The organism is Sedimentitalea sp. (assembly GCF_039973035.1).
GTDB lineage: Bacteria > Pseudomonadota > Alphaproteobacteria > Rhodobacterales > Rhodobacteraceae > Sedimentitalea.
Genome location: NZ_JBDWLR010000020.1, coordinates 55,828 through 75,620, shown reverse-complemented (window position 1 = coordinate 75,620; position 19,793 = coordinate 55,828). Strand labels below are relative to the sequence as shown.

The following is a 19,793-nucleotide window of genomic DNA, read 5'->3' as shown; positions in this document are numbered from 1 at the left end:
ATGCCTCAGTCGACCGAACCAAAGCTGATCGCCGGAAACTCCAATCTTCCCTTAGCCAACGGGATCGCAAAACGAATGACCATGCACCGGGGTATCCATACCGGTCTAGTGGATGCCCGGGTCGAACGGTTCAACGACGGCGAGATCTTTGTCGAAGTTTACGAAAACGTCCGCGGCGAGGATATGTACATCATCCAGTCAACGTCGAACCCGGCGAATGACAACCTGATGGAACTGTTGATCATGGCCGATGCGCTGCGCCGGTCGAGTGCCGCGCGCGTGACGGCAATTTTGCCCTATTTTGGCTATGCGCGTCAGGACCGTCGCACCAAGGCAAGAACGCCGATTTCCGCCAAGCTGGTCGCCAATATGATGGTTGGCACTGGAATTGAACGGGTACTGACGATGGACCTGCATGCCGCGCAGATTCAGGGCTTTTTCGATATTCCGGTCGATAACCTTTATGCCTCTCCTGTATTCGCGCTGGATATCAAGACCCACTTCAAGGACCACATGAACGACTTGATGGTGGTGTCGCCCGATGTCGGCGGTGTGGCACGGGCGCGGGAACTGGCCAAACGGATCAATTCCCCCCTCTCGATCGTCGACAAACGCCGTGAAAAGCCCGGTGAAATCGCCGAGATGACAGTGATCGGAAACGTAGAAGACAAGATTTGCCTGATCGTCGACGACATGTGCGACACGGCCGGGACGCTTTGCAAGGCGGCCGAAGTCCTTTTGCAAAACGGTGCGCGCGAGGTGCATTCCTATATTACTCACGGCGTCATGAGCGGGCCGGCAGTCGAGCGTGTCACCAACTCGGTGATGAAGTCGCTGGTCCTGACGGATACTATTCAGCCGAGCGAGGCGGTCCTTGGCGCAAGTAACATTCGCATCGTGCCAACCGCGCCGGTGTTTGCCCAGGCAATTCTGAACATTTGGAATGGCACATCGGTCTCGTCGCTGTTTGATGATGCGACGCTGACCCCGATCTACGAATCGCTTTACTCAGCGGCCTGATGGGCGGCTCTGAACCTCAGTAAAGTTCCCAGTCGTCGTCGTGTGGAAGCGTACCAATCGCAGTCCACGCGGCGCGGATGCGGGCAACGCGGGTATCGGCCCAGGTTCTGAACACGATATCAAACCCTTGCTCTGTCACATCGCGCGCAACCACTTCGGCCCGAAAGGCCGTCGTCGTTTTCACGTCCCATAGCGATATGGATACCTGCACGACGGGAGGCGTGCGGTAGGGCTGGCTGAATTCGACATGTTTGCGGCATTCGCGGGGGCCGGTTCCGGCCCACATTTCACCATCGTTCTCGAAATCGGAAAACAGCACGACATCGCCCTGATCGATGCCAAGTGGATGGGAATCAAGTCGTCTCATGCGGTTGGTCTGGTACTCGTGTGTTACAGGCGATCCTAAATATCCGCGTTTTCGTTCAAATGCTAGGCACTTGAATGGCAAAGTTGCGTCAATTGGGTGCAAAGAAAAACCGGCCCCAAAAGGGCCGGTTCAAATCTTTAGGTCGCGGGCAGGGCCGGATCAGACGTTGATGTGATCGCCCAAGGCGACCATGTCCGACAACAGCTTGGCTGCGTCGTCCACAGGGCCCGGCTCGTTCTTGAAGGTTTCCTTGGCCGTTTCGTGCGCGGCGCGGGCCTCTTCAATCATCTCGTCGATCTGGCCACGAGTGACCTCACCAATCGGCATCGCCTTTTCGGCGAGAACCGACAGGCTGGTTGCGTTGATTTCGGCAAAGCCACCGGAAACCAGGTACTCCGCCTGCCCGGCGGGGCCATCGATCCGTAATACGCCGGGGCGAAGGGTGGTGATGACGGGGGCATGATCGGGCATAGCCGTCATGTCGCCGTCCGCACCCGGGACCAGGACCGAGGTCACCTCGAGCGAAGCGAGGCTCCGCTCGGGGCTGACCAGGTCAAATTGCATTGTATCTGCCATCAGGCTGCTCCTCAGGCTGCGTCAGCGGCCATGCGCTCGGCTTTGGCGATAACCTCGTCGATGCCACCAACCATATAGAACGCACCTTCGGGCAGGTGGTCATACTCGCCAGCAACAACCGCCTTGAACGAGGCGATGGTGTCGTCGAGCGGAACCTGCACACCGGGCGAACCGGTGAAGACCTGTGCAACGTCAAACGGCTGCGAAAGGAAACGCTGGATTTTCCGGGCACGAGCCACGGTCAGTTTGTCCTCTTCCGACAGTTCGTCCATGCCGAGAATGGCGATGATGTCCTGCAGCGACTTGTAGCGCTGAAGCGTTTCCTGGACGTCGGTGGCAACCTTGTAGTGCTCTTCGCCAACAACCGCCGGATCGAGCAGACGCGATGTCGAGGCCAGCGGGTCCACAGCCGGGTAGATACCCAGTTCGGAAATCGCACGGTCAAGAACGGTTGTCGCGTCAAGGTGCGCAAACGATGTGGCCGGCGCGGGGTCGGTCAAGTCATCCGCAGGCACGTACACGGCCTGAACCGAGGTGATCGAGCCAGCCTTGGTCGAGGTGATGCGTTCCTGCATCGCGCCCATGTCGGTGGCCAGTGTCGGCTGATAGCCCACGGCCGAAGGGATACGGCCCAACAGGGCGGACACTTCGGAACCGGCCTGGGTAAAGCGGAAGATGTTGTCCACAAAGAACAGAACGTCAGCACCGGTTTCATCGCGGAACTGCTCGGCCAGTGTCAGGCCGGACAGAGCAACACGCATACGGGCTCCCGGAGGCTCATTCATCTGGCCATAGACCAGAGCGATCTTGCTTTCTTCGAGGTTGTCCGGAACGATAACGCCCGATTCAATCATCTCGTGGTAAAGGTCGTTGCCCTCACGTGTCCGCTCGCCCACACCGGCGAAGACCGACACACCCGAGTGCACCTTGGCGATGTTGTTGATCAATTCCATGATCAGAACTGTCTTGCCCACACCGGCACCGCCGAACAGGCCGATCTTACCGCCTTTGGCGTAGGGAGCCAGCAGGTCGATCACTTTGATGCCTGTTGTCAGAACTTCGGATTCAGTTGCCTGATCCGCGAATTCGGGCGCTTCCTGGTGGATGGCACGGCGGGCGGCCGCGTTGACCGGGCCTTTTTCATCCACAGGTTCGCCGATCACGTTCATGATGCGGCCCAGAGTGGCGGTGCCGACGGGAACCGAAATCGGCTCGCCCAAGTCGGTGACTACGGCGCCACGAACCAGGCCCTCTGTTGCATCCATAGCAACGGTCCGCACGGTGTTTTCTCCGAGGTGCTGAGCAACCTCGAGGATCAGGCGGTTGCCATTGTTGTCGGTTTCAAGCGCGTTCAGGATTTCGGGCAGGTGGTCGTCGAACTGAACGTCCACCACGGCGCCGATGACCTGAGTCACTTTGCCTTTTGCGTTTGCCATGTGTTTGTCTCCGGTTCTTTAGAGCGCTTCCGCGCCCGAGATAATTTCGATGAGCTCATTGGTGATCACAGCCTGACGCGACCGGTTGTACTGAATGGTCAGTTTGTCGATCATTTCACCAGCATTGCGGGTCGCGTTGTCCATTGCGGACATCCGTGCACCCTGTTCACTGGCCCCGTTTTCCAACAGAGCGGCAAAGATCTGCGTGGCCACGCCGCGCGGAAGAAGGTCGGCGAGAATGGCCTCTTCATCCGGTTCGTAGTCATAGATCGTGCTGGCTCCGCCGTCTTCGGGCACGTCGAAATCAGCGGGGATGATCTGTTGTGCGGTCGGAACCTGAGTGACGACGTTGACGAACCCTGAAAAGAAGATGGTCGCTACGTCAAATTCACCGGCGTCAAACCGGGCCAGAACATCCTTGGCGATCCCCTGAGCGTCGGAATAGGCAACACGCTTGATCTCTGTCATGTCGACATGGCCGACAAAGTTGTCCTTGAGATCACGCTTGAGCTGATCCCGGCCTTTTTTGCCAACGGTCAGAATCTTGACGGTCTTTCCAGCCCGCTGCAATTCCTGCGCCTTGGCACGGGCCAGTTTCGCGATGTTGCCGTTAAAGCCGCCGCACAGACCGCGTTCTGCGGTCATGACGATCAGCAGGTGAACCTGATCGCTTCCCGTGCCGCTGAGCAGCTTGGGGGCGGAATCAGAACCACCAACCGACGCAGCCAATTGCCCCATGACGGCATTGAACCGTTCTGTATAGGGGCGTGACTGTTCGGCACTTTCCTGCGCGCGGCGAAGTTTCGCCGCGGCAACCATTTGCATGGCCTTGGTGATCTTACGCGTGCTTTTCACACTCGCGATCCGGTTTTTAAGGTCCTTTAGATTTGGCATCTGACAGGCCCCTTACGCGAAATCGGCGGCGAATTCGTCGAGAGCTGCTTTTACTTTCTCTTCGGCGTCACCTTTGATCTTGGGATCTTCGTCGGTGATGAACTGCAGCAGATCAGCATGCTTGCCACGCAAATGCGCCAGCAGACCGGCTTCAAAGCGGCTAACATCGCCAACCGGATGCTTGTCGAGATAGCCCTTTGTACCCGCATAGATCACGCAGACGATTTCTGCGTTGGTCAGCGGCGAATACTGCGGCTGCTTCATCAGTTCTGTCAGGCGAGCGCCACGGTTCAGAAGCTGCTGGGTCGCGGCATCAAGGTCGGAACCAAACTGCGCAAAGGCCGCCATTTCGCGGTACTGGGCGAGTTCAAGTTTCACCGGACCAGCAACCGATTTCATCGCATTGGTCTGAGCGGACGAACCCACTCGAGACACCGACAGACCGGTGTTCACCGCAGGACGGATACCTTGGTAGAACAGTTCGGTTTCGAGGAAGATCTGGCCATCGGTGATCGAGATCACGTTGGTCGGAATAAACGCCGAAACGTCGCCACCCTGGGTTTCGATGACCGGCAGAGCCGTCAGCGAGCCCGCGCCGTTGTCTTCGTTCAGCTTGGCCGAACGCTCGAGCAGGCGGGAGTGCAGATAGAAAACATCGCCAGGATAGGCTTCACGTCCGGGTGGACGACGCAGGAGCAGGGACATCTGGCGGTAGGCAACGGCCTGTTTGGACAGATCATCATAGATGATGAGCGCGTGACGGCCGTTGTCGCGGAAGTGTTCTGCCATAGCGGTCGCGGCATAGGGCGCGAGGAACTGCAGCGGGGCAGGCTCGGACGCGGTTGCGGCAACCACGATCGAATATTCCATCGCACCGTTTTCTTCCAGCTTTTTGACCAGCTGAGCAACGGTGGATCGCTTTTGACCGATGGCGACATAGACGCAGTACAGCTTTTTGCCTTCGTCGTCGCCAGCGGCGTCGTTATAGGTCTTCTGGTTCAGAATGGTATCCAGCGCCACGGCTGTCTTACCGGTCTGACGGTCGCCAATGATCAGTTCCCGCTGGCCACGGCCAATCGGGATCATCGCGTCGACCGATTTCAGGCCGGTCGCCATGGGTTCGTGCACGGATTTACGCGGGATGATGCCCGGCGCCTTGACGTCGGCAACGCCGCGCTTGGTCGACTTGATCGGGCCCTTGCCATCCAGCGGATTGCCCAGACCGTCAACAACACGACCCAGCAGTTCGTCACCAATTGGCACGTCCACGATGGAGTTGGTGCGCTTGACGGTGTCGCCTTCTTTGATGTCCCGGTCAGAACCAAAGATCACGACGCCGACGTTGTCGCTTTCCAGGTTCAGGGCCATGCCCTGAATGCCACCGGGAAATTCGACCATTTCACCGGCCTGCACGTTGTCGAGGCCATAGACGCGGGCGATCCCGTCACCGACGCTCAGCACGCGACCGACTTCGGCCACCTCGGCTTCCTGACCAAAATTCTTGATCTGGTCTTTCAGGATCGCAGAAATCTCTGCTGCTTGGATACCCATTTATCCGACCTCTTTCATTGCATTCTGAAGGGAGTTGAGCTTGGAGCGGATCGACGTATCGATCATCTTCGAACCCACTTTGACGATGAGACCGCCGATGAGGGATTCATCGACGGTTGAATTGATGGTGACGGTCTTGCCGACCCGCTCCTTGAGCGTGCTGGCGAGTTTTTCGGACTGTGCCTTGGTCAGGGCCTTGGCGCTGGTGACTTCGGCAGTCACCTCGTCACGTTCCTGTGCGATCAGTTCGCGTAGGGCGCTAATCAGCTGCGGCACAACGAACAGGCGTCGTTTCTGCGCCATCAGCGACAGGGATTTGGCAAGAACCTCGTTCAGGCCCATCTTTGCGGCAATCGCCGTGATGGCACCTTCCTGCTCGCCGCGGGAAACCAGCGGCGATTGGATCAGGCTGCGCAATTCCGCGCTTTCACCCAGAGCGGCTGCCAGATCGTTGATGCTGGTTTCGAGGCTGTCGAGATTCTGGTTCTCTTGTGCGATCTCAAAGATCGCCGTGGCATAGCGCTCAGCTATGCCTGCGGAAATCGAAGCTGGTTCGGACACGTCCACCCTTCCGATATTTGGCCCCGGTTTGCCGCGATTTTTCGCGATCTCCGGGGGCGTGAAGAGACCTTGCGGTCCGCAAGGCGTCAAAATCAGCGTGGATGTAGCAGAGCGTACTCTTCCCCGCAACATACTATAGCGATTCCACCCTCACCGAATAATGCCGTGATTCTAGTGTTTTAGCCCGCCTGCGACGGTTTGCGCGGAAATAGGTGAGCAAAAAATGCAGGGTTTTGGCCCGGTTGCGCGATTCCTAGGCACAAAATCTTGAATGTCAGGCGCTAACACCTACTGCGGTTCTGGTTTGGGCAGCGCCATCGCATTGGCGGGCTTTGCCAAGCCTTCGAGTGCTTTGATCGGGCGGTTTGCAAGACCGCGCACGATGGTTCCGGTGGGGGGCTGCACTCGCTTTGTTGCCTCGACCATGAATGCGCCACCGGGAAACGCACGGGGCACATGGCTCCCGTATTTCTCAAAAAGAGGGGCCGATTTCAGCCAGAAGCGTTTGGTTGACGGCGGTTGATAAAGCGCGGCGCCGTATCCTTCGGGTAGGAAGTGATGGCGCTTGAGTTGCGTTTCCAACTGGCTGAGCGTGTACGGGCGGCCAAAGCCGAATGGTGTGCGATCGCTGCGCGACCATAGTCCGGCACGGTTGGGCACGATGAACAGCGCCTTGCCCCCCGGACCGAGCACCCGCCAACATTCTTCCAGCAGGCGCGTGGGGTGTTCCGATGTTTCAAGCCCGTGCATCACCAACAGCTTGTCCACATGCCCGGTTTCGATCGGCCAAAGTGTTTCCTCGGCCAGAACCGACACGTTCGGCATTCCGGCGGGCCAGGGCATCACCCCCTGCGGTGCCGGCATCAATGCCATGACACGGCGCGCGTCAGTCAGGTAGGGCCGCAACAGAGGTACGGCAAAACCAAAGCCAGCTACGGTCTGCCCCTTTGCTTCAGGCCACAGTTTCAACATGCGGCCGCGAATCGACGCCTGCGCCGCGCGGCCCAGCGTGCTGCGGTAATAGAAATTCCGTAGGTCCTGCACATCAAGATGCATTGCGGGCGTCCGTCTGATCAGCCAAGCTGAGCGCAGTCTAACAACGAAAAGGCGAAACACCATGCCTCTTAAGATTCTCACCATCCCCTGTCTGAGCGACAACTACGCCTTTATTGCCCATGACCCGGAAAGCGGGGAAACCGCATTGGTCGATGTGCCAGAGGCCGCACCGATCCTCGCAGTGTTAAATGAACGTGGCTGGACCTTGAGCCATGTGCTGCTTACGCATCACCATGCGGATCACGTTCAGGGACTGGACGAGATACTGGCCGTGCAACCGGCCAAGGTTATCGGTGCCGCCGCCGACGCGCACCGTCTTCCGCCTTTGGACATTGCGGTTGCCGAAGGCGATACCGTGCAGGTGGGCGGCGAGGCAGGGCATGTGCTTGACGTATCCGGCCATACGGTCGGGCATATCGCCTTTCACTTTCCCGAAAGCAACGCGGTGTTCACCGCGGACAGTCTTATGGCTCTCGGGTGCGGCCGTTTGTTTGAAGGCACCGCCGAACAGATGTGGACGTCGCTTGGCAAACTTGCCGCGCTGCCAGCCGAGACTGTGGTCTATTCCGGACATGAATACACGCAGGCCAATGGCGCCTTTGCCGCGACGGTCGATCCGGACAATCCGGATCTTGCGGCGCGGATCAAGGATATCGCCGATGCTCGCGCCCGGTCAGAGCCGACGGTGCCGTCGCTCTTGTCGTTAGAGCTGGCCACAAACCCGTTTTTGCGCGCCACCGATCCGAAGGTGCAGGAAAACGTTGGAATGTCCGGAGCGGACCCGGTTGCCGTATTTGCAGAGATTCGTGGGCGCAAAGACCGGTTCTGATGCTTGGATTGTGCACGCTTTGACAACGCTCATCGCGCAATTCGGTAAAAAAAGTGAGAAAAGCCTTGAAGCCGGGGCCTGATCAACCAAACTCTAATACTATGAGGACATGGTTGGTCCCGGAAGCAGCAGTGTCTGTTATCCGCCCGACCCAGATAAAAAGGAGCGCGCGCGTGCCTTCATTCTCGAGCACACTAGAACAGGCCATTCACGCCGCGCTTGCGCTGGCGAACGAGCGGCGACACGAATTTGCAACGCTGGAACATCTGCTTCTGGCGCTGTTGGACGAACCCGATGCAACCCGCGTCATGAAGGCGTGCAGCGTTGATCTGGACGAATTGCGGAGTACGCTGGTTGAATTCATCGACGAGGATCTTTCGAACCTCGTGACCAACGTGGACGGATCAGAAGCGGTGCCGACGGCGGCGTTTCAGCGCGTCATTCAACGCGCCGCGATTCACGTACAGTCTTCGGGGCGAACCGAGGTGACAGGGGCCAATGTCTTGGTGGCCATTTTCGCCGAACGCGAAAGCAATGCCGCCTATTTCCTGCAGGAGCAGGAGATGACCCGTTACGATGCGGTCAATTTTATCGCACATGGTGTCGCCAAGGATCCGGCATTCGGCGAAGCGCGCCCAGTAAGTGGCGCGCCGGAGGCCGAGGAAGAGCCGCAAGGTGTCACTGAGGGAGAAAAGAAAGAGAGCGCGCTTGCCAAGTATTGCGTCGATCTGAACGCCAAGTCGCGTGAGGGCGATATCGATCCATTGATCGGGCGCGATGAAGAGGTCGAGCGCTGTATTCAGGTGCTTTGCCGCCGTCGCAAGAACAACCCGCTTTTGGTAGGCGACCCCGGCGTTGGCAAGACGGCGATTGCCGAAGGGTTGGCCCGCAAGATCGTGGCAGGCGAAACACCCGAGGTTCTCTCCGAGACGACGATCTACTCGCTGGACATGGGCGCATTGCTTGCCGGGACCCGATATCGTGGTGATTTCGAAGAGCGTCTCAAGGCGGTCGTGACCGAGCTTGAAGATCATCCCGACGCGGTGCTGTTCATCGACGAAATCCACACTGTGATTGGTGCCGGAGCGACATCCGGTGGCGCGATGGATGCATCCAACCTGCTGAAACCTGCGTTGCAGGGGGGCAAATTGCGGACCATGGGGTCGACGACCTACAAGGAATTCCGTCAGCATTTTGAAAAGGACCGGGCGTTGTCCCGCCGCTTCCAAAAGATTGACGTCAGTGAACCTTCGGTCGAGGATTCCATCAAGATCCTGCGCGGGCTGAAGCCCTATTTCGAAGAGCATCACCGGGTGAAATACACAGCGGATTCGATCAAGACCGCCGTGGAACTGGCCGCGCGCTATATCAATGACCGCAAGTTGCCTGACAGCGCCATTGATGTCATCGACGAGGCTGGCGCGGCGCAGCATCTGGTGATCGCTGCCAAACGGCGTAAGACCATCGGCACCAAGGACGTCGAGGCCGTGGTCGCCAAGATCGCGCGTATTCCACCCAAGAACGTCAGCAAGGACGATGCAGAGGTTCTCAAGGATCTGGAAGCGTCGCTCAAGCGTGTGGTGTTCGGCCAGGATGATGCGATTGATGCATTGGCGAGCGCGATCAAGCTTGCGCGCGCCGGATTGCGCGAACCTGAGAAGCCTATCGGCAACTACCTTTTTGCCGGACCTACGGGTGTCGGCAAGACAGAGGTCGCCAAGCAATTGGCGGATACGCTGGGTGTCGAGCTGCTACGGTTTGACATGTCTGAATACATGGAGAAACACGCGGTCAGCCGTCTGATTGGTGCGCCACCGGGCTATGTCGGATTTGATCAGGGCGGCATGTTGACGGACGGTGTCGATCAACATCCGCATTGCGTGTTGCTGCTGGACGAGATCGAAAAGGCGCATCCGGATGTCTACAACATCCTGTTGCAGGTCATGGATCACGGTGAATTGACAGATCACAACGGACGCACTGTAAGCTTCCGTAATGTGGTCTTGATCATGACCAGCAACGCCGGTGCCGCCGAACAGGCGCAATCCGCGATCGGCTTTGGCCGTGATCGCCGTGAAGGCGAGGATACCGCCGCGATCGAACGCACGTTCACGCCGGAATTCCGCAACCGTCTGGACGCGGTGATCTCCTTTGCGCCATTGCCAAAATCGGTAATTCTGCAAGTCGTCGAAAAGTTCGTGCTGCAACTCGAAGCGCAGTTGATGGATCGCAACGTGACCATCGAACTGACCAAACCCGCTGCGGAATGGCTGGCGGACAAGGGGTACGATGACAAGATGGGCGCGCGCCCTCTGGGCCGTGTCATTCAGGAACACATCAAGAAGCCGCTGGCCGAGGAACTGTTGTTTGGCAAGCTCGCCAAAGGCGGTGTGGTCAAGGTGGGCATGAAAGATGGCAAGCTTGAGCTTCGCATCGATGGGCCGGACAAACCCCGCCTGCCGGGCGACAAACCGCCATTGCTGACCGCAGACTGATGCGCGTGGCCTTGGCCGCACTGATGCTTTCGCCCGCCGCCACTGTTGCGGCGGGCGATTTCCGTCTGTACCTTCCGATTGACTGTGTGCCGGGCGAAACCTGCTATATCCAAAGGTATGTAGACCACGATCCCGGACCGGGTGTCCGCGATTTTCGCTGTGGCAATCTGAGTGGGGACGGCCACAAGGGGACCGATTTTGCCTTGCATACGCTTGCGGATCTGCGCCGTGGCGTCGAGGTTCGTGCAGCTGCATCCGGCGTTGTTGCCGGGATGCGCGACGGCGTTTCGGATCGGATCTACGAGCCGGAGCATGCGCACGAGATCGACGGGATTGAGTGCGGAAACGGGGTTGTCTTGCAGCATGACGACGGCTGGGAGACGCAGTACTGCCATCTCAAGTCCGGCTCCATCACCGTCAAAGCGGGCGATCAGGTTGAACAGGGCGGCGTTTTGGGGCTGGTCGGGTTAAGCGGTCTGACGAACTTTCCGCATGTGCATCTGAGCGTTCGTCACAACGGAACCGAGGTCGATCCCTTTCGCCCGGATGCCAGCGCGAATTGTGGTCCGCCCGCCGCTTCCATGTGGCATGAGACACCTGACTACACGCCGGGGGGGGTGATCTATGTCGGTTTTGCCGACCATGTGCCCGAGTACGAGGCGGTTGCAGTTGGTACAGCGGCAATGCCAGAGATCGGGCCCGATGCGGACGCGCTCGTCGTGTTTGCCTTTGCCTATGGGGGGCAAGAGGGTGATGTTGTCCGGTTATCTATCGATGGTCCAAACGAGACAGTTGTCGAGACCGATATGACGTTGGACAAGGCGCAAGTTCGCTATTTCCGCGCGGCCGGCAAGCGGCTGACGCTCGCGGCATGGCCCAGCGGTTCATATGCTGGCACGGCTACGTTGTTACGAAACGACGTGGAACTGGATCATCAAATCGTGCATCTGACCCTCCCCTGAACGGGGTCACTTCTCTGTCAGCTTCAACTCGATCCGACGATTCTGCGCCCTCGCTTCTGGCGTATCCGCAGTGTTTAATGGCTGATACTGACCAAACCCGTTGGCCGACAAACGGTCTGGCGCAATGCCAAGGAAATCGACCATATAGCGCACCACAGACAGGGCGCGCCCTTGGCTGAGTTCCCAATTGTCACGATAGCGTCCATAGCTGATCAGCGGTACGTCGTCCGTGTGCCCATCAACGCGGATCACCCAGTCGATTTCAGCGGGGATTTCGGCGGCGATGCTGCGCAGGATGCGGGCAACCTTGGCAATCTCTGCCTCGCCTTCAACTGAAAGGTCGGCGCCACCCGGGGGGAACAGGACTTCGGACGAGAACACGAACCGGTCGCCTTCAATACGTACGCCGTCTTGGTTGCCAAGAAGATCACGCAGCCGTCCGAAAAATTCTGACCGGTATTTTTGCAAGTCCTGGGCCTGTGCCTCCAACTCCTGACTTTTGGCTTGCAGCGCACGCGCCTCTTCCTCAAGCCGTTTGCGTTCGGATTCCTCCAACAAGCGACGACGGCGCTCTTCCGACGCCGCACGGGCCAATGCGGCGTTCAGGTCGGACCCGAGGTTTTCCAACTGGACCTTGGCGGCGGCATCGCGTTCTTCATAGTCGTCCAACAACGCCTGTAGCCCGCCCAGTTGCGTGCGCAACGCGGCGATCTGTTGATTGAGCAATGCGGTCTGTCGTTGCGCCTCGGCTGAAATCTCTTTTTGCTCAGACAGGGTTTGCCGGGCCTGTTCCAACAGGTTGGCGCGTTCTGACGCGGTGGCTTCCGCCTGATTCTGCGCGGCAAGCGCCGTCGCAAGACGTGCCTGAAGCACTTCCTGATCGGTGGCAGCAATTTGCGCGTGCTCCAACGCTTCGAGCGCCTTGAGCAAGCGCGCTTCTACCTCGGCGCGATCTTGCGCTGTGCTCGATGCTGATTGACGCGTGGCGTTCAGATCGGCCCGTGCTTGGTCAAGATCTGCCTGCAAGCCTTCGCGCGCGGCGTTGGCCTCGGCAAGCTGAGTGCGCAGGGTTTCTTGCGCCGTCTCGCTGTCGGATTGCAGCGTAGCAAGACGGGCTTCCAATCCGCGCCGGATCTCGGTGTTTTCCTGTTGAAGCCGCGCCAGTTCTGTTTCGTAATCCGATTGGCTTTGCACTGTTTGCGCCCGCTGCCGGGCAAGTTCGGTCTCAAGCGCGTCGCGGGTGTCTGCGGCGAGGGTCTGTGCCGTCGCCAACTGGCCGCGCAAATCAGCCTCGGTCGCAGCGCTCTCTTGTCGAACGCGCACGAGGTCGTTTTCCAGCGCGGCCAGCGAACGACTGTTCTCGGCCTGGCTGATCTCCATCTGGTTCAGCACGTTGGTGAGACGGTCCACCAGTTCGTCGCGCTTTCCGGCTTCGGTCTGTGCTGCGGCAATCGCGGCTAGCGCTTCGGTCAGATCGGTATCCAACGTACTGCGTGCCGCTTCGGCAGCGGCGAGCAGGGTCAGTGTCTCCTCTGCCTCTTTGCGCTGCGCTTCGAGCGACAGAGTCATCGCCGTAAGTTCGGCATCGGCGTTCTGCAGGCGTTCGCGCAGCGCGTTGGCAGCGGCGGCTTCGGTCAGACGCGCGGTTTCCTCATCAGACAGTTGTTGCTGCAGGGCGGCGATATCTTCGGCGCTTTGGGCTGTGTCCCGTTCCAGATCGGCGACCATCGCCTCAAGGGCCTCTCGCCGAGCGGCGGCAAGGCGGGCGGCTTCGGACTGGGCGTCTATCTCGGTGCGGCTTTGGGCAAGGGCAAGGTTCAGCGCCTCTTGTTCAGACAGCATATTGGCGCGTTCGGCGGTCAGATCAGAGATGTTCTGCTGCGCACGGTCTTGATCCGCCAAAAGGGTCGCGACCTGCGCTTCAAAGCCGGTTATTTGTGCTTGCGCCTGTTGCAGGGCTGCGGCCTGGCTGTCGCGTTGGGTCGTCAGTGCGGCAATGACAGAGGTCTGATTGGCGATCTGTTGCCGGGCCTGATCCAAAAACGCCTCGGTCTGGGTCAGGGTTGCGTTCAGCGCGCCCACCTGTTCGGACAAATCACCCGAACGGCGCTCTTCCAGCCCCAGAGCATCGGCCAGCGCAGTCACTTCGGCAGAGAGCACATCAAGCTCGCTTTCTTGTCCGGAAATGGTTTCGCGAAGGACGTATTGGACCACCATGAAGATGGTCAACAGGAACATGAGAACCAGCAAAAGGCCCGTCATCGCGTCCACAAACCCCGGCCAGATCGAGGCCTGAAACCGGTTTCCGGTGCGGCGCGAGAGGGCCATACTCTAGACCTCGCCGCTTTCGTTGCCCGCCTGCGGCCTGCGTCCGTCGCCACGTGGCCGATCCAGCGCCTTGGCCAGCAGTTCGATATCCTTGCGCAACTCGGCGAGGCTTTCCTGACGTCCGGCCGAAATCTCTTCGAGAATGCGCAGCATCTGCACATCGATCGAGCGCAGGCGCATCCGGCTCTCGGCGTCGATCCCGTCGCTGGCCTGTTCGCGCAGGGTCTCGTTCAAGGCTTCCTGTCCGGTTGCCACACGGTCAAGTGCGGTGCTTATCTGGCCGGACTGGTTTTGCCGTGCCATCTGATCGAGCAGGGCAGCGAGCTGCTGATCAACAGCGGCGCGGCTTGCTTCGGATCGGGCCACCACCTGTTGTAAGGTTTCCATCTGTTCGGCCATGTGATCGAGAACACCGGACATCGAGCCGCTATCGGTCTGAGCGTCGTCGCCTGACGAAAAGCCGACCCGCGTGATCGAGGACAGCCATTCCTCAAGCTCGCGGTAAAACCGGTTCTGTCCGTGCCCTGCAAAGAGTTCCAGCAAGCCGACAATCAACGATCCGGCAAGCCCCAGAAGGGAACTGGCAAAGGCAACACCCATGCCGCCCAGCTGTTTCTCAAGCCCGGTCATCAGCCGGTTGAACACATCGAGCCCCTGTTCGCCTTCTTGCGGCGCAAGGCTGCGGATGGTTTCGACCACGGCGGGGACGGTGGTGGCCAGCCCGTAAAACGTACCCAGCAGCCCGAGAAAGATCAGCAGGTTAACGATGTATCGGGTTATGTCACGCTCTTCGTCGATGCGGCTCCCGACCGAGTCGAGGATCGACCGGGTCGAAGATGAATTGAGCTGCATCCGTGCGCCGCGTGCGCGCAACAACGACGCAAGCGGTGCCAATAATTGCGGTGGCGCGACGCTGGAATCTGTTTGCCCTGCCGCAAACCGCTCGATCCAGCGGACTGAACCGATCAGTTGCAGGACCTGATAGAAGGTGGCCAGAACTCCGACGACAAAGACAAACAGGATGAACCCGTTCAGGTAAGGATTGGCTTCGAACACCGGCAACACACGGGGTAGGGCGACGAACACGCCAAAGCCTGCCAGCCCAAGCGCTGTCAGCATCAACAAAATTTGTCGCACAGGCTGACTGAACTGCGGCCTGGGTTTGCGGTCTGGTTCGGCCATACGCCCCGGTCCTGACACTTATCTGCTCCCCACCAAGACTATAGAAGAAATCGGGGGTACGCCAAGGAATTATGCCGCAAGTGCACGGACGCGCTCGGCTAGCCATTCCAGATCGGGATCGTGCAACCCGATTTCCGCCAAATGGGACGTGGTGTTGAACAGGTATTCCGTGTTCGGCCCACGCCCGCCGGCCGCGCGGGCGATGATCTGCGCCTGTTCCTCAAGCGGCAGCCCACCGCAATATTGCACGTGGTGTGGGTCGATCACATAGGTGACGGCGGTGACGTGCTGCCCGTCCGCCAGTGCAATCGACAGGTCTTTTTCCAGATAGGCGGAGGAGATCAGTTCGCGTTCGCGCAGGTAATCCAGCGTCTGCGCCTCTTCTCCGTTTTCCACCGCCAGCGCGATGCCGCGGCAATGGGCACCTTGCACTTCATCAAGTGCCAGAACAAGGCCGGGATCAGCCTCGGTACCGCGATGATGGATGGAGCGCATGCAAAATGACCGGGCATAGTCATCAAGTGTCGCAACCATGCTGTGGGCCACCGGAAACCCGGGGTTCCACAGTAACGAGCCATATCCGAACACCCACATCGTCATCTTGCTGGTCCTTGTCGATTTCGCCCTATAAACAGCAAAGCAACGGCGGGGAAAAGGGGCAGGGCGTGATCCGGTTGCTGAAAATTCTGGTGGTTCTGGGACTTGTCTGGTCCACCTATTGGTACGGCGCCGCATATGTTCTGCGTCAGGGTGTAACCAAATGGTTTGCTGCGCAGACCGAGCGCGGCTGGCAGGCGGATTTTTCCGACATCATGACTTCGGGCTATCCGACGCGCCATATCATGACGCTGCAAAACCCGGCGCTGGCCGATCCCGCGACCGGGGCCGCGTGGCAGGCCGACTGGCTGAACATGGACAGCCCGGCGATCTGGCCCGGACGGCAGACGTTGGCGTTTCCGGCGACGACGCAATTGCTGTCCTATTTCGATCAGACCGTGGCTTTGCGCGCCGAAGGCATGGTCGCAGATCTGCACCTGAAGCCCGGGCGGAATCTGGCGGTCGACCGCATGGCGCTGACCTCCGGGCCCTGGCAGGTCGATGACGCGACCGGCGAGGCTCTGGCGGCGGACGCAATCGTTTTGTCGATGCAGAGCACAGATCAGGCCGAAACCTATCAATTCAACGTGGATGCACCGCAATTCGTACCCGGAGCCGCACTGCGGCGTTTTGTGCGGCCATCAGCGGCCCTGCCAGACAGTTTCGAGACGCTTGAGCTGGACATGAAGGTGCGGTTTGATCGTTCGTGGGATCGCCGCGCTTTGGAAGATCGTCGACCGCAGCCGGTGGCGATCGATCTGAAACTGGCGCAAGCGAAATGGGGCGCATTGGCGCTGTTCGCGGCGGGGCAGGTTACTGTCGATGGAAATGGCGTTCCGACCGGAGAGTTGTCGATCAAGGCAGAGAACTGGCGTGACATGCTGACGATTGCACAGGGGGCAGGCGCGTTTCCAGAGTATGCCATCGGCGCGACCGAACGGGTCTTGAACCTGTTGTCAAACATGAGCGGCAACCCCGAAACGCTGGACGTCAACCTGACCCTGCGCAATGGGATGGTGACGCTTGGGCCATTTCCACTGGGGCCCGCGCCCTACATCTATTTGCGTTAACGGCAGTAAGGCCCACTGCGATAGCTGGCGGTATCAAAGTGAAAATGGTCACGGTGGTATCCGTCAGATCCCGGACCCAGCGTGGTTCCGAAAGTACCGCAAGCGCGCGAATAGGCTTTGCGCAGCGGCCTCAGGGTCGTGCCCTGACCCCAGCCTTTCAGCACCGTAATCACTTCGCCGTCTTTCATGGTAAAGGCCGACAGGTCTATCGCGTTGCCCTTGCCGTGTTCCGATATCCGCCCGCCCCGCTTGTTGTTGCGGGTGCGGCAGGCATAGTGCGCGGCCACTCTCATCTCGACGACTGGGCCGCGTTGACGAAACGCAGGTTTCAATCCTTTTTCGGTCCATTCCCGCAGGGCCGTCGCCGTTTTGCAGTTCATCAGCGCCGGCGGGTTCAGGCGCACACCAGCCACGGTGTTGACGCGGACCGCATCCTTGATGCCACAGGCCTTGATCCGACCGGGGACATAGCCGACATTCTCGCCTTGAATCTCGAGGTCGCCACACACAGCACCCTTGCGGCGCAGTTTCCGCTTTGCCATTGCCTGTTTTTCGATCGACGGAGGCCGCGGCCATGGGCGGGCTGAGATATCAGGCGATAGGAATGCGAGGTTCACGGGGCGGGCGGCGGCGGTGATCGTCTGCTCTGACACTGGACGTAGATGTGGGCGCATCCGGGCGACGGCGAGCACCTTGGTCGCGGCCGCTGTGGCATCAGCGATCGGCCGAGACAATGGGCGTGGCGAGGTCTCGGGCGCATCAGCGGTAAGGGGGAGCGCCCAGATCGCGCAGGCCAGTGTGCTGATCATCCGGCGCAACATCATTGAGGTGCCTTTTTTCGGCCAAAATCGGGGGCATCAGTATCCTGCCCCGCCTCGATGATGCCCCGGCGGATTGCACGGGTGCGGGTGAAATAGGCGTGAAGATGATCGCCATCACCCGTGCGGATGGCGCGCTGCAACGCGAACAGTTCCTCGGTGAACCGGCCCAGAATTTCGAGCGTGGCATCCTTGTTGTTCAGGAAAACGTCACGCCACATCGTGGGATCACTGGCCGCGATGCGGGTGAAGTCGCGAAACCCGGCAGCGGAATATTTGATGACCTCAGTATCCGTCACCCGGCGCAGATCATCTGCGACCCCCACCATCGTGTAGGCGATCAGGTGCGGCGCGTGGCTGGTCACTGCAAGCACCAGATCGTGGTGATCGGCGTCCATGACCTCAACATAGGCACCGATGCCCTGCCAAAACTCCTGAAGTCGCGCAACAGCGGCCTCGTCAGAGTTTTCGACCGGCACGAGCAACGTCCAGCGATAGTCAAACAGCTCAGCAAAGCCGCTTTCCGGTCCGGAATGCTCGGTCCCTGCCAGCGGGTGACCGGCGATAAAATGCACGTTTTCCGGCAGGTGCGGCGCGACAGCGTCGATCACCGCGCGTTTTACCGACCCGACATCAGTTACAGTGGCACCGGGTTTCAGATGGGGTCCGATCTCTTGCGCAATCTCAGCCATTGCGCCGACGGGCACGGCCAGCACAACCAGATCGGCGTCCTTGACGGCCTCGATGGCGCTATCGCAAATGCGGTCGCACAGGCCGATGCGGCGTGCGGTGTCGCGGGTTTGCTGCGAGCGGGCATACCCGGTGACCTCGCCAACCAGTCCGGCGCGTTTGATGGCCCAGAACATCGACGACGCGATCAGGCCCAGCCCGATAAACGCAACGCGGTTGTAGATGACACCGCTCATGTCGCGCCGCCTTTGAACGCGGCGATCGCCGCCACGACCCGCCGACAGGCGATTTCGTCACCAACCGTGATGCGAAGGGCGCGGGGCAGGTTGTACCCGGCCACCCGGCGCACGATCAGCCCCTGAGTCTGCAGGTAAGTGTCGCAGGCTTCGGCCTCCGCCTGATCAGCAAAGCGAGCGAGGATGAAATTTGCGCAGGACGTGTCTGACGGAACGCCAATTTTAGCCAAGGCCTCGGCCAGCCAGGTTCTCCAGCGCGCGTTCAGGGCGCGGCAATATTCAACATAGGGAATGTCGTGGATCGCGGCCTCGGCGGCGGCGAGTGCTGTGCCCGACAAGTTGAACGGCCCGCGCACACGGTTCAGCACATCGATAATCGCCTGCGGGCCATAGCCCCAGCCAACGCGCAGCCCGCCCAGCCCGTAGAGCTTGGAGAACGTGCGGGTCATGACCACGTTGTTGCGTTCGGCAATCAGCGCGGCCCCGCCATCGAACCCTTCGACAAACTCGGCGTAGGCTCCGTCGAGCACAAGAATAGCTTGCGGCGGCAGCCCGTCCGCCACCCTGGCGATTTCGGCCGCGCCGATCATTGTTCCGGTCGGGTTATTTGGGTTGGCGATGAACACCAGCTTTGTGCGTTCGGTACAGCCAGCGAGGATTGCATCCACATCGGTGACACGGTCGCGTTCGCGGACCTCGACGGGGGTGGCCCCTGCGGCCAGCGCGCTGATCCGGTACATGGCAAACCCGTGTTCGGTATGCACGACCTCATCCCCCGGACCGGCATAGGCCTGACAGAGAAAGGTGATGATCTCGTCGCTGCCAACGCCACAGATGATCTGCTCGGGGTTCAGCCCGTGCACCGTACCAATCGCGTTTCGCAGTGCCGTGTGGTCGGTGGAGGGATAGCGGTGGATCTGCGCGGCGCTGTTCTGCACTGCTTCGATCGCCTTGAGGCTGGGGCCGAGCGGATTTTCGTTGCTTGAGAGCTTGATGACATTGCTCATGCCGGGTACATGCGCCGCGCCGCCCTGATACAAGGCAATGTCCATGATACCGGGTTGCGGCGTGATCAGGCTCATATCGGGGCTCCCAGAAAATTGCCCCCTCATAGCCTCAGACCGG

General features: G+C 59.7%; 18 protein-coding genes. 5 read left to right on the top strand and 13 right to left on the bottom strand.

Translation table 11 applies throughout. The annotated features are described in order from the left end of the window. Positions 1-1,020 carry a ribose-phosphate pyrophosphokinase gene (locus tag ABJO75_RS03145; protein ID WP_348130945.1) on the top strand — a complete coding sequence of 340 codons (1,020 nt, stop codon included), beginning with the start codon at positions 1-3 and terminating at the stop codon, positions 1,018-1,020. 16 nt (positions 1,021-1,036) lie between these two features. On the opposite strand, the gene ABJO75_RS03140 is transcribed toward ABJO75_RS03145, so the two are convergent. From ABJO75_RS03140 to ABJO75_RS03110, 7 genes are all read right to left on the bottom strand, one after another. Then, entirely contained in the window at positions 1,037-1,387 is a 351-nt protein-coding gene (locus tag ABJO75_RS03140; protein ID WP_348130942.1) for an H-type lectin domain-containing protein, read from the bottom strand. Between the two features lie 159 nt (positions 1,388-1,546). Beyond that, positions 1,547-1,963, bottom strand: coding sequence for a F0F1 ATP synthase subunit epsilon (locus ABJO75_RS03135; RefSeq protein WP_348130940.1), 417 nt, complete (start codon positions 1,961-1,963; stop codon positions 1,547-1,549). Positions 1,964-1,974: 11 nt separating this feature from the next. Then, positions 1,975-3,399 (bottom strand): F0F1 ATP synthase subunit beta, encoded by a 1,425-nt coding sequence (gene atpD / locus ABJO75_RS03130; protein WP_348130937.1) that lies wholly within the window; start codon positions 3,397-3,399, stop codon positions 1,975-1,977. 18 nt (positions 3,400-3,417) lie between these two features. Further along, positions 3,418-4,293 carry a F0F1 ATP synthase subunit gamma gene (locus ABJO75_RS03125; RefSeq protein WP_348130934.1) on the bottom strand — a complete coding sequence of 292 codons (876 nt, stop codon included), beginning with the start codon at positions 4,291-4,293 and terminating at the stop codon, positions 3,418-3,420. Positions 4,294-4,305: 12 nt separating this feature from the next. Continuing rightward, the gene (gene atpA / locus ABJO75_RS03120; RefSeq protein ID WP_348130931.1) at positions 4,306-5,844 is read right to left on the bottom strand and encodes a F0F1 ATP synthase subunit alpha; all 1,539 of its coding nucleotides are present in this window, start codon (positions 5,842-5,844) and stop codon (positions 4,306-4,308) included. Further along, positions 5,845-6,405 carry a F0F1 ATP synthase subunit delta gene (locus ABJO75_RS03115; RefSeq protein WP_348130928.1) on the bottom strand — a complete coding sequence of 187 codons (561 nt, stop codon included), beginning with the start codon at positions 6,403-6,405 and terminating at the stop codon, positions 5,845-5,847. It lies immediately after the preceding gene. A gap of 288 nt (positions 6,406-6,693) precedes the next feature. Then, positions 6,694-7,461: a methyltransferase domain-containing protein gene (locus tag ABJO75_RS03110; RefSeq protein WP_348130925.1), complete on the bottom strand. Its 768-nt coding sequence runs from the start codon at positions 7,459-7,461 to the stop codon at positions 6,694-6,696. 61 nt (positions 7,462-7,522) lie between these two features. Here ABJO75_RS03110 and gloB point away from each other — a divergent pair, with 61 nt between their 5' ends. From gloB to ABJO75_RS03095, 3 genes are all read left to right on the top strand, one after another. Then, positions 7,523-8,290 (top strand): hydroxyacylglutathione hydrolase, encoded by a 768-nt coding sequence (gene gloB, locus ABJO75_RS03105; protein ID WP_348130922.1) that lies wholly within the window; start codon positions 7,523-7,525, stop codon positions 8,288-8,290. A gap of 173 nt (positions 8,291-8,463) precedes the next feature. After that, on the top strand, positions 8,464-10,785 hold the full coding sequence (gene clpA / locus ABJO75_RS03100) for an ATP-dependent Clp protease ATP-binding subunit ClpA (RefSeq protein ID WP_348130919.1): 2,322 nt from the start codon (positions 8,464-8,466) through the stop codon (positions 10,783-10,785). Positions 10,786-10,790: 5 nt separating this feature from the next. Then, positions 10,791-11,747: a M23 family metallopeptidase gene (locus ABJO75_RS03095; RefSeq protein ID WP_348131911.1), complete on the top strand. Its 957-nt coding sequence runs from the start codon at positions 10,791-10,793 to the stop codon at positions 11,745-11,747. A 6-nt stretch (positions 11,748-11,753) separates the two neighbouring features. Here the strand turns inward: ABJO75_RS03095 and ABJO75_RS03090 are convergent, their stop codons facing one another. From ABJO75_RS03090 to ABJO75_RS03080, 3 genes are all read right to left on the bottom strand, one after another. Beyond that, positions 11,754-14,075, bottom strand: coding sequence for a peptidoglycan -binding protein (locus ABJO75_RS03090; protein WP_348130916.1), 2,322 nt, complete (start codon positions 14,073-14,075; stop codon positions 11,754-11,756). A gap of 3 nt (positions 14,076-14,078) precedes the next feature. Then, positions 14,079-15,257, bottom strand: a complete 1,179-nt coding sequence (locus ABJO75_RS03085) for a biopolymer transporter ExbB (RefSeq protein WP_348130913.1) — start codon at positions 15,255-15,257, stop codon at positions 14,079-14,081. A 69-nt stretch (positions 15,258-15,326) separates the two neighbouring features. After that, positions 15,327-15,857, bottom strand: coding sequence for a gamma-glutamylcyclotransferase (locus ABJO75_RS03080; protein ID WP_348130911.1), 531 nt, complete (start codon positions 15,855-15,857; stop codon positions 15,327-15,329). A gap of 65 nt (positions 15,858-15,922) precedes the next feature. Here ABJO75_RS03080 and ABJO75_RS03075 point away from each other — a divergent pair, with 65 nt between their 5' ends. Further along, complete coding sequence (locus ABJO75_RS03075; RefSeq protein ID WP_348130908.1) at positions 15,923-16,924, top strand: DUF2125 domain-containing protein; 1,002 nt, start codon at positions 15,923-15,925, stop codon at positions 16,922-16,924. Here the strand turns inward: ABJO75_RS03075 and ABJO75_RS03070 are convergent. From ABJO75_RS03070 to hisC, 3 genes are read right to left on the bottom strand one after another with little or no spacing between them, the layout of a single operon-like run. Further along, the gene (locus ABJO75_RS03070) at positions 16,921-17,748 is read right to left on the bottom strand and encodes an extensin family protein (RefSeq protein WP_348432377.1); all 828 of its coding nucleotides are present in this window, start codon (positions 17,746-17,748) and stop codon (positions 16,921-16,923) included. The genes ABJO75_RS03075 and ABJO75_RS03070 overlap by 4 nt on opposite strands. Beyond that, positions 17,745-18,668 (bottom strand): prephenate/arogenate dehydrogenase family protein, encoded by a 924-nt coding sequence (locus ABJO75_RS03065; protein ID WP_348130902.1) that lies wholly within the window; start codon positions 18,666-18,668, stop codon positions 17,745-17,747. Before ABJO75_RS03065 ends, ABJO75_RS03070 begins: the two co-directional genes overlap by 4 nt. Then, a complete protein-coding gene (gene hisC, locus ABJO75_RS03060; protein WP_348130899.1) occupies positions 18,665-19,750 on the bottom strand; it encodes a histidinol-phosphate transaminase in 1,086 nt (361 codons plus the stop codon). Before hisC ends, ABJO75_RS03065 begins: the two co-directional genes overlap by 4 nt. Positions 19,751-19,793: the final 43 nt, after the last annotated feature.

Coding starts and splice junctions, on each gene's coding strand:
- ABJO75_RS03145 (WP_348130945.1), top strand. CDS start 1: ATGCCTCAGTCGACCGAACCAAAGCTGATCGCCGGAAACTCCAATCTT.
- ABJO75_RS03140 (WP_348130942.1), bottom strand. CDS start 1,387: ATGAGACGACTTGATTCCCATCCACTTGGCATCGATCAGGGCGATGTC.
- ABJO75_RS03135 (WP_348130940.1), bottom strand. CDS start 1,963: ATGGCAGATACAATGCAATTTGACCTGGTCAGCCCCGAGCGGAGCCTC.
- atpD (WP_348130937.1), bottom strand. CDS start 3,399: ATGGCAAACGCAAAAGGCAAAGTGACTCAGGTCATCGGCGCCGTGGTG.
- ABJO75_RS03125 (WP_348130934.1), bottom strand. CDS start 4,293: ATGCCAAATCTAAAGGACCTTAAAAACCGGATCGCGAGTGTGAAAAGC.
- atpA (WP_348130931.1), bottom strand. CDS start 5,844: ATGGGTATCCAAGCAGCAGAGATTTCTGCGATCCTGAAAGACCAGATC.
- ABJO75_RS03110 (WP_348130925.1), bottom strand. CDS start 7,461: ATGCATCTTGATGTGCAGGACCTACGGAATTTCTATTACCGCAGCACG.
- gloB (WP_348130922.1), top strand. CDS start 7,523: ATGCCTCTTAAGATTCTCACCATCCCCTGTCTGAGCGACAACTACGCC.
- ABJO75_RS03090 (WP_348130916.1), bottom strand. CDS start 14,075: ATGGCCCTCTCGCGCCGCACCGGAAACCGGTTTCAGGCCTCGATCTGG.
- ABJO75_RS03085 (WP_348130913.1), bottom strand. CDS start 15,257: ATGGCCGAACCAGACCGCAAACCCAGGCCGCAGTTCAGTCAGCCTGTG.
- ABJO75_RS03080 (WP_348130911.1), bottom strand. CDS start 15,857: ATGACGATGTGGGTGTTCGGATATGGCTCGTTACTGTGGAACCCCGGG.
- ABJO75_RS03070 (WP_348432377.1), bottom strand. CDS start 17,748: ATGATGTTGCGCCGGATGATCAGCACACTGGCCTGCGCGATCTGGGCG.
- ABJO75_RS03065 (WP_348130902.1), bottom strand. CDS start 18,668: ATGAGCGGTGTCATCTACAACCGCGTTGCGTTTATCGGGCTGGGCCTG.
- hisC (WP_348130899.1), bottom strand. CDS start 19,750: ATGAGCCTGATCACGCCGCAACCCGGTATCATGGACATTGCCTTGTAT.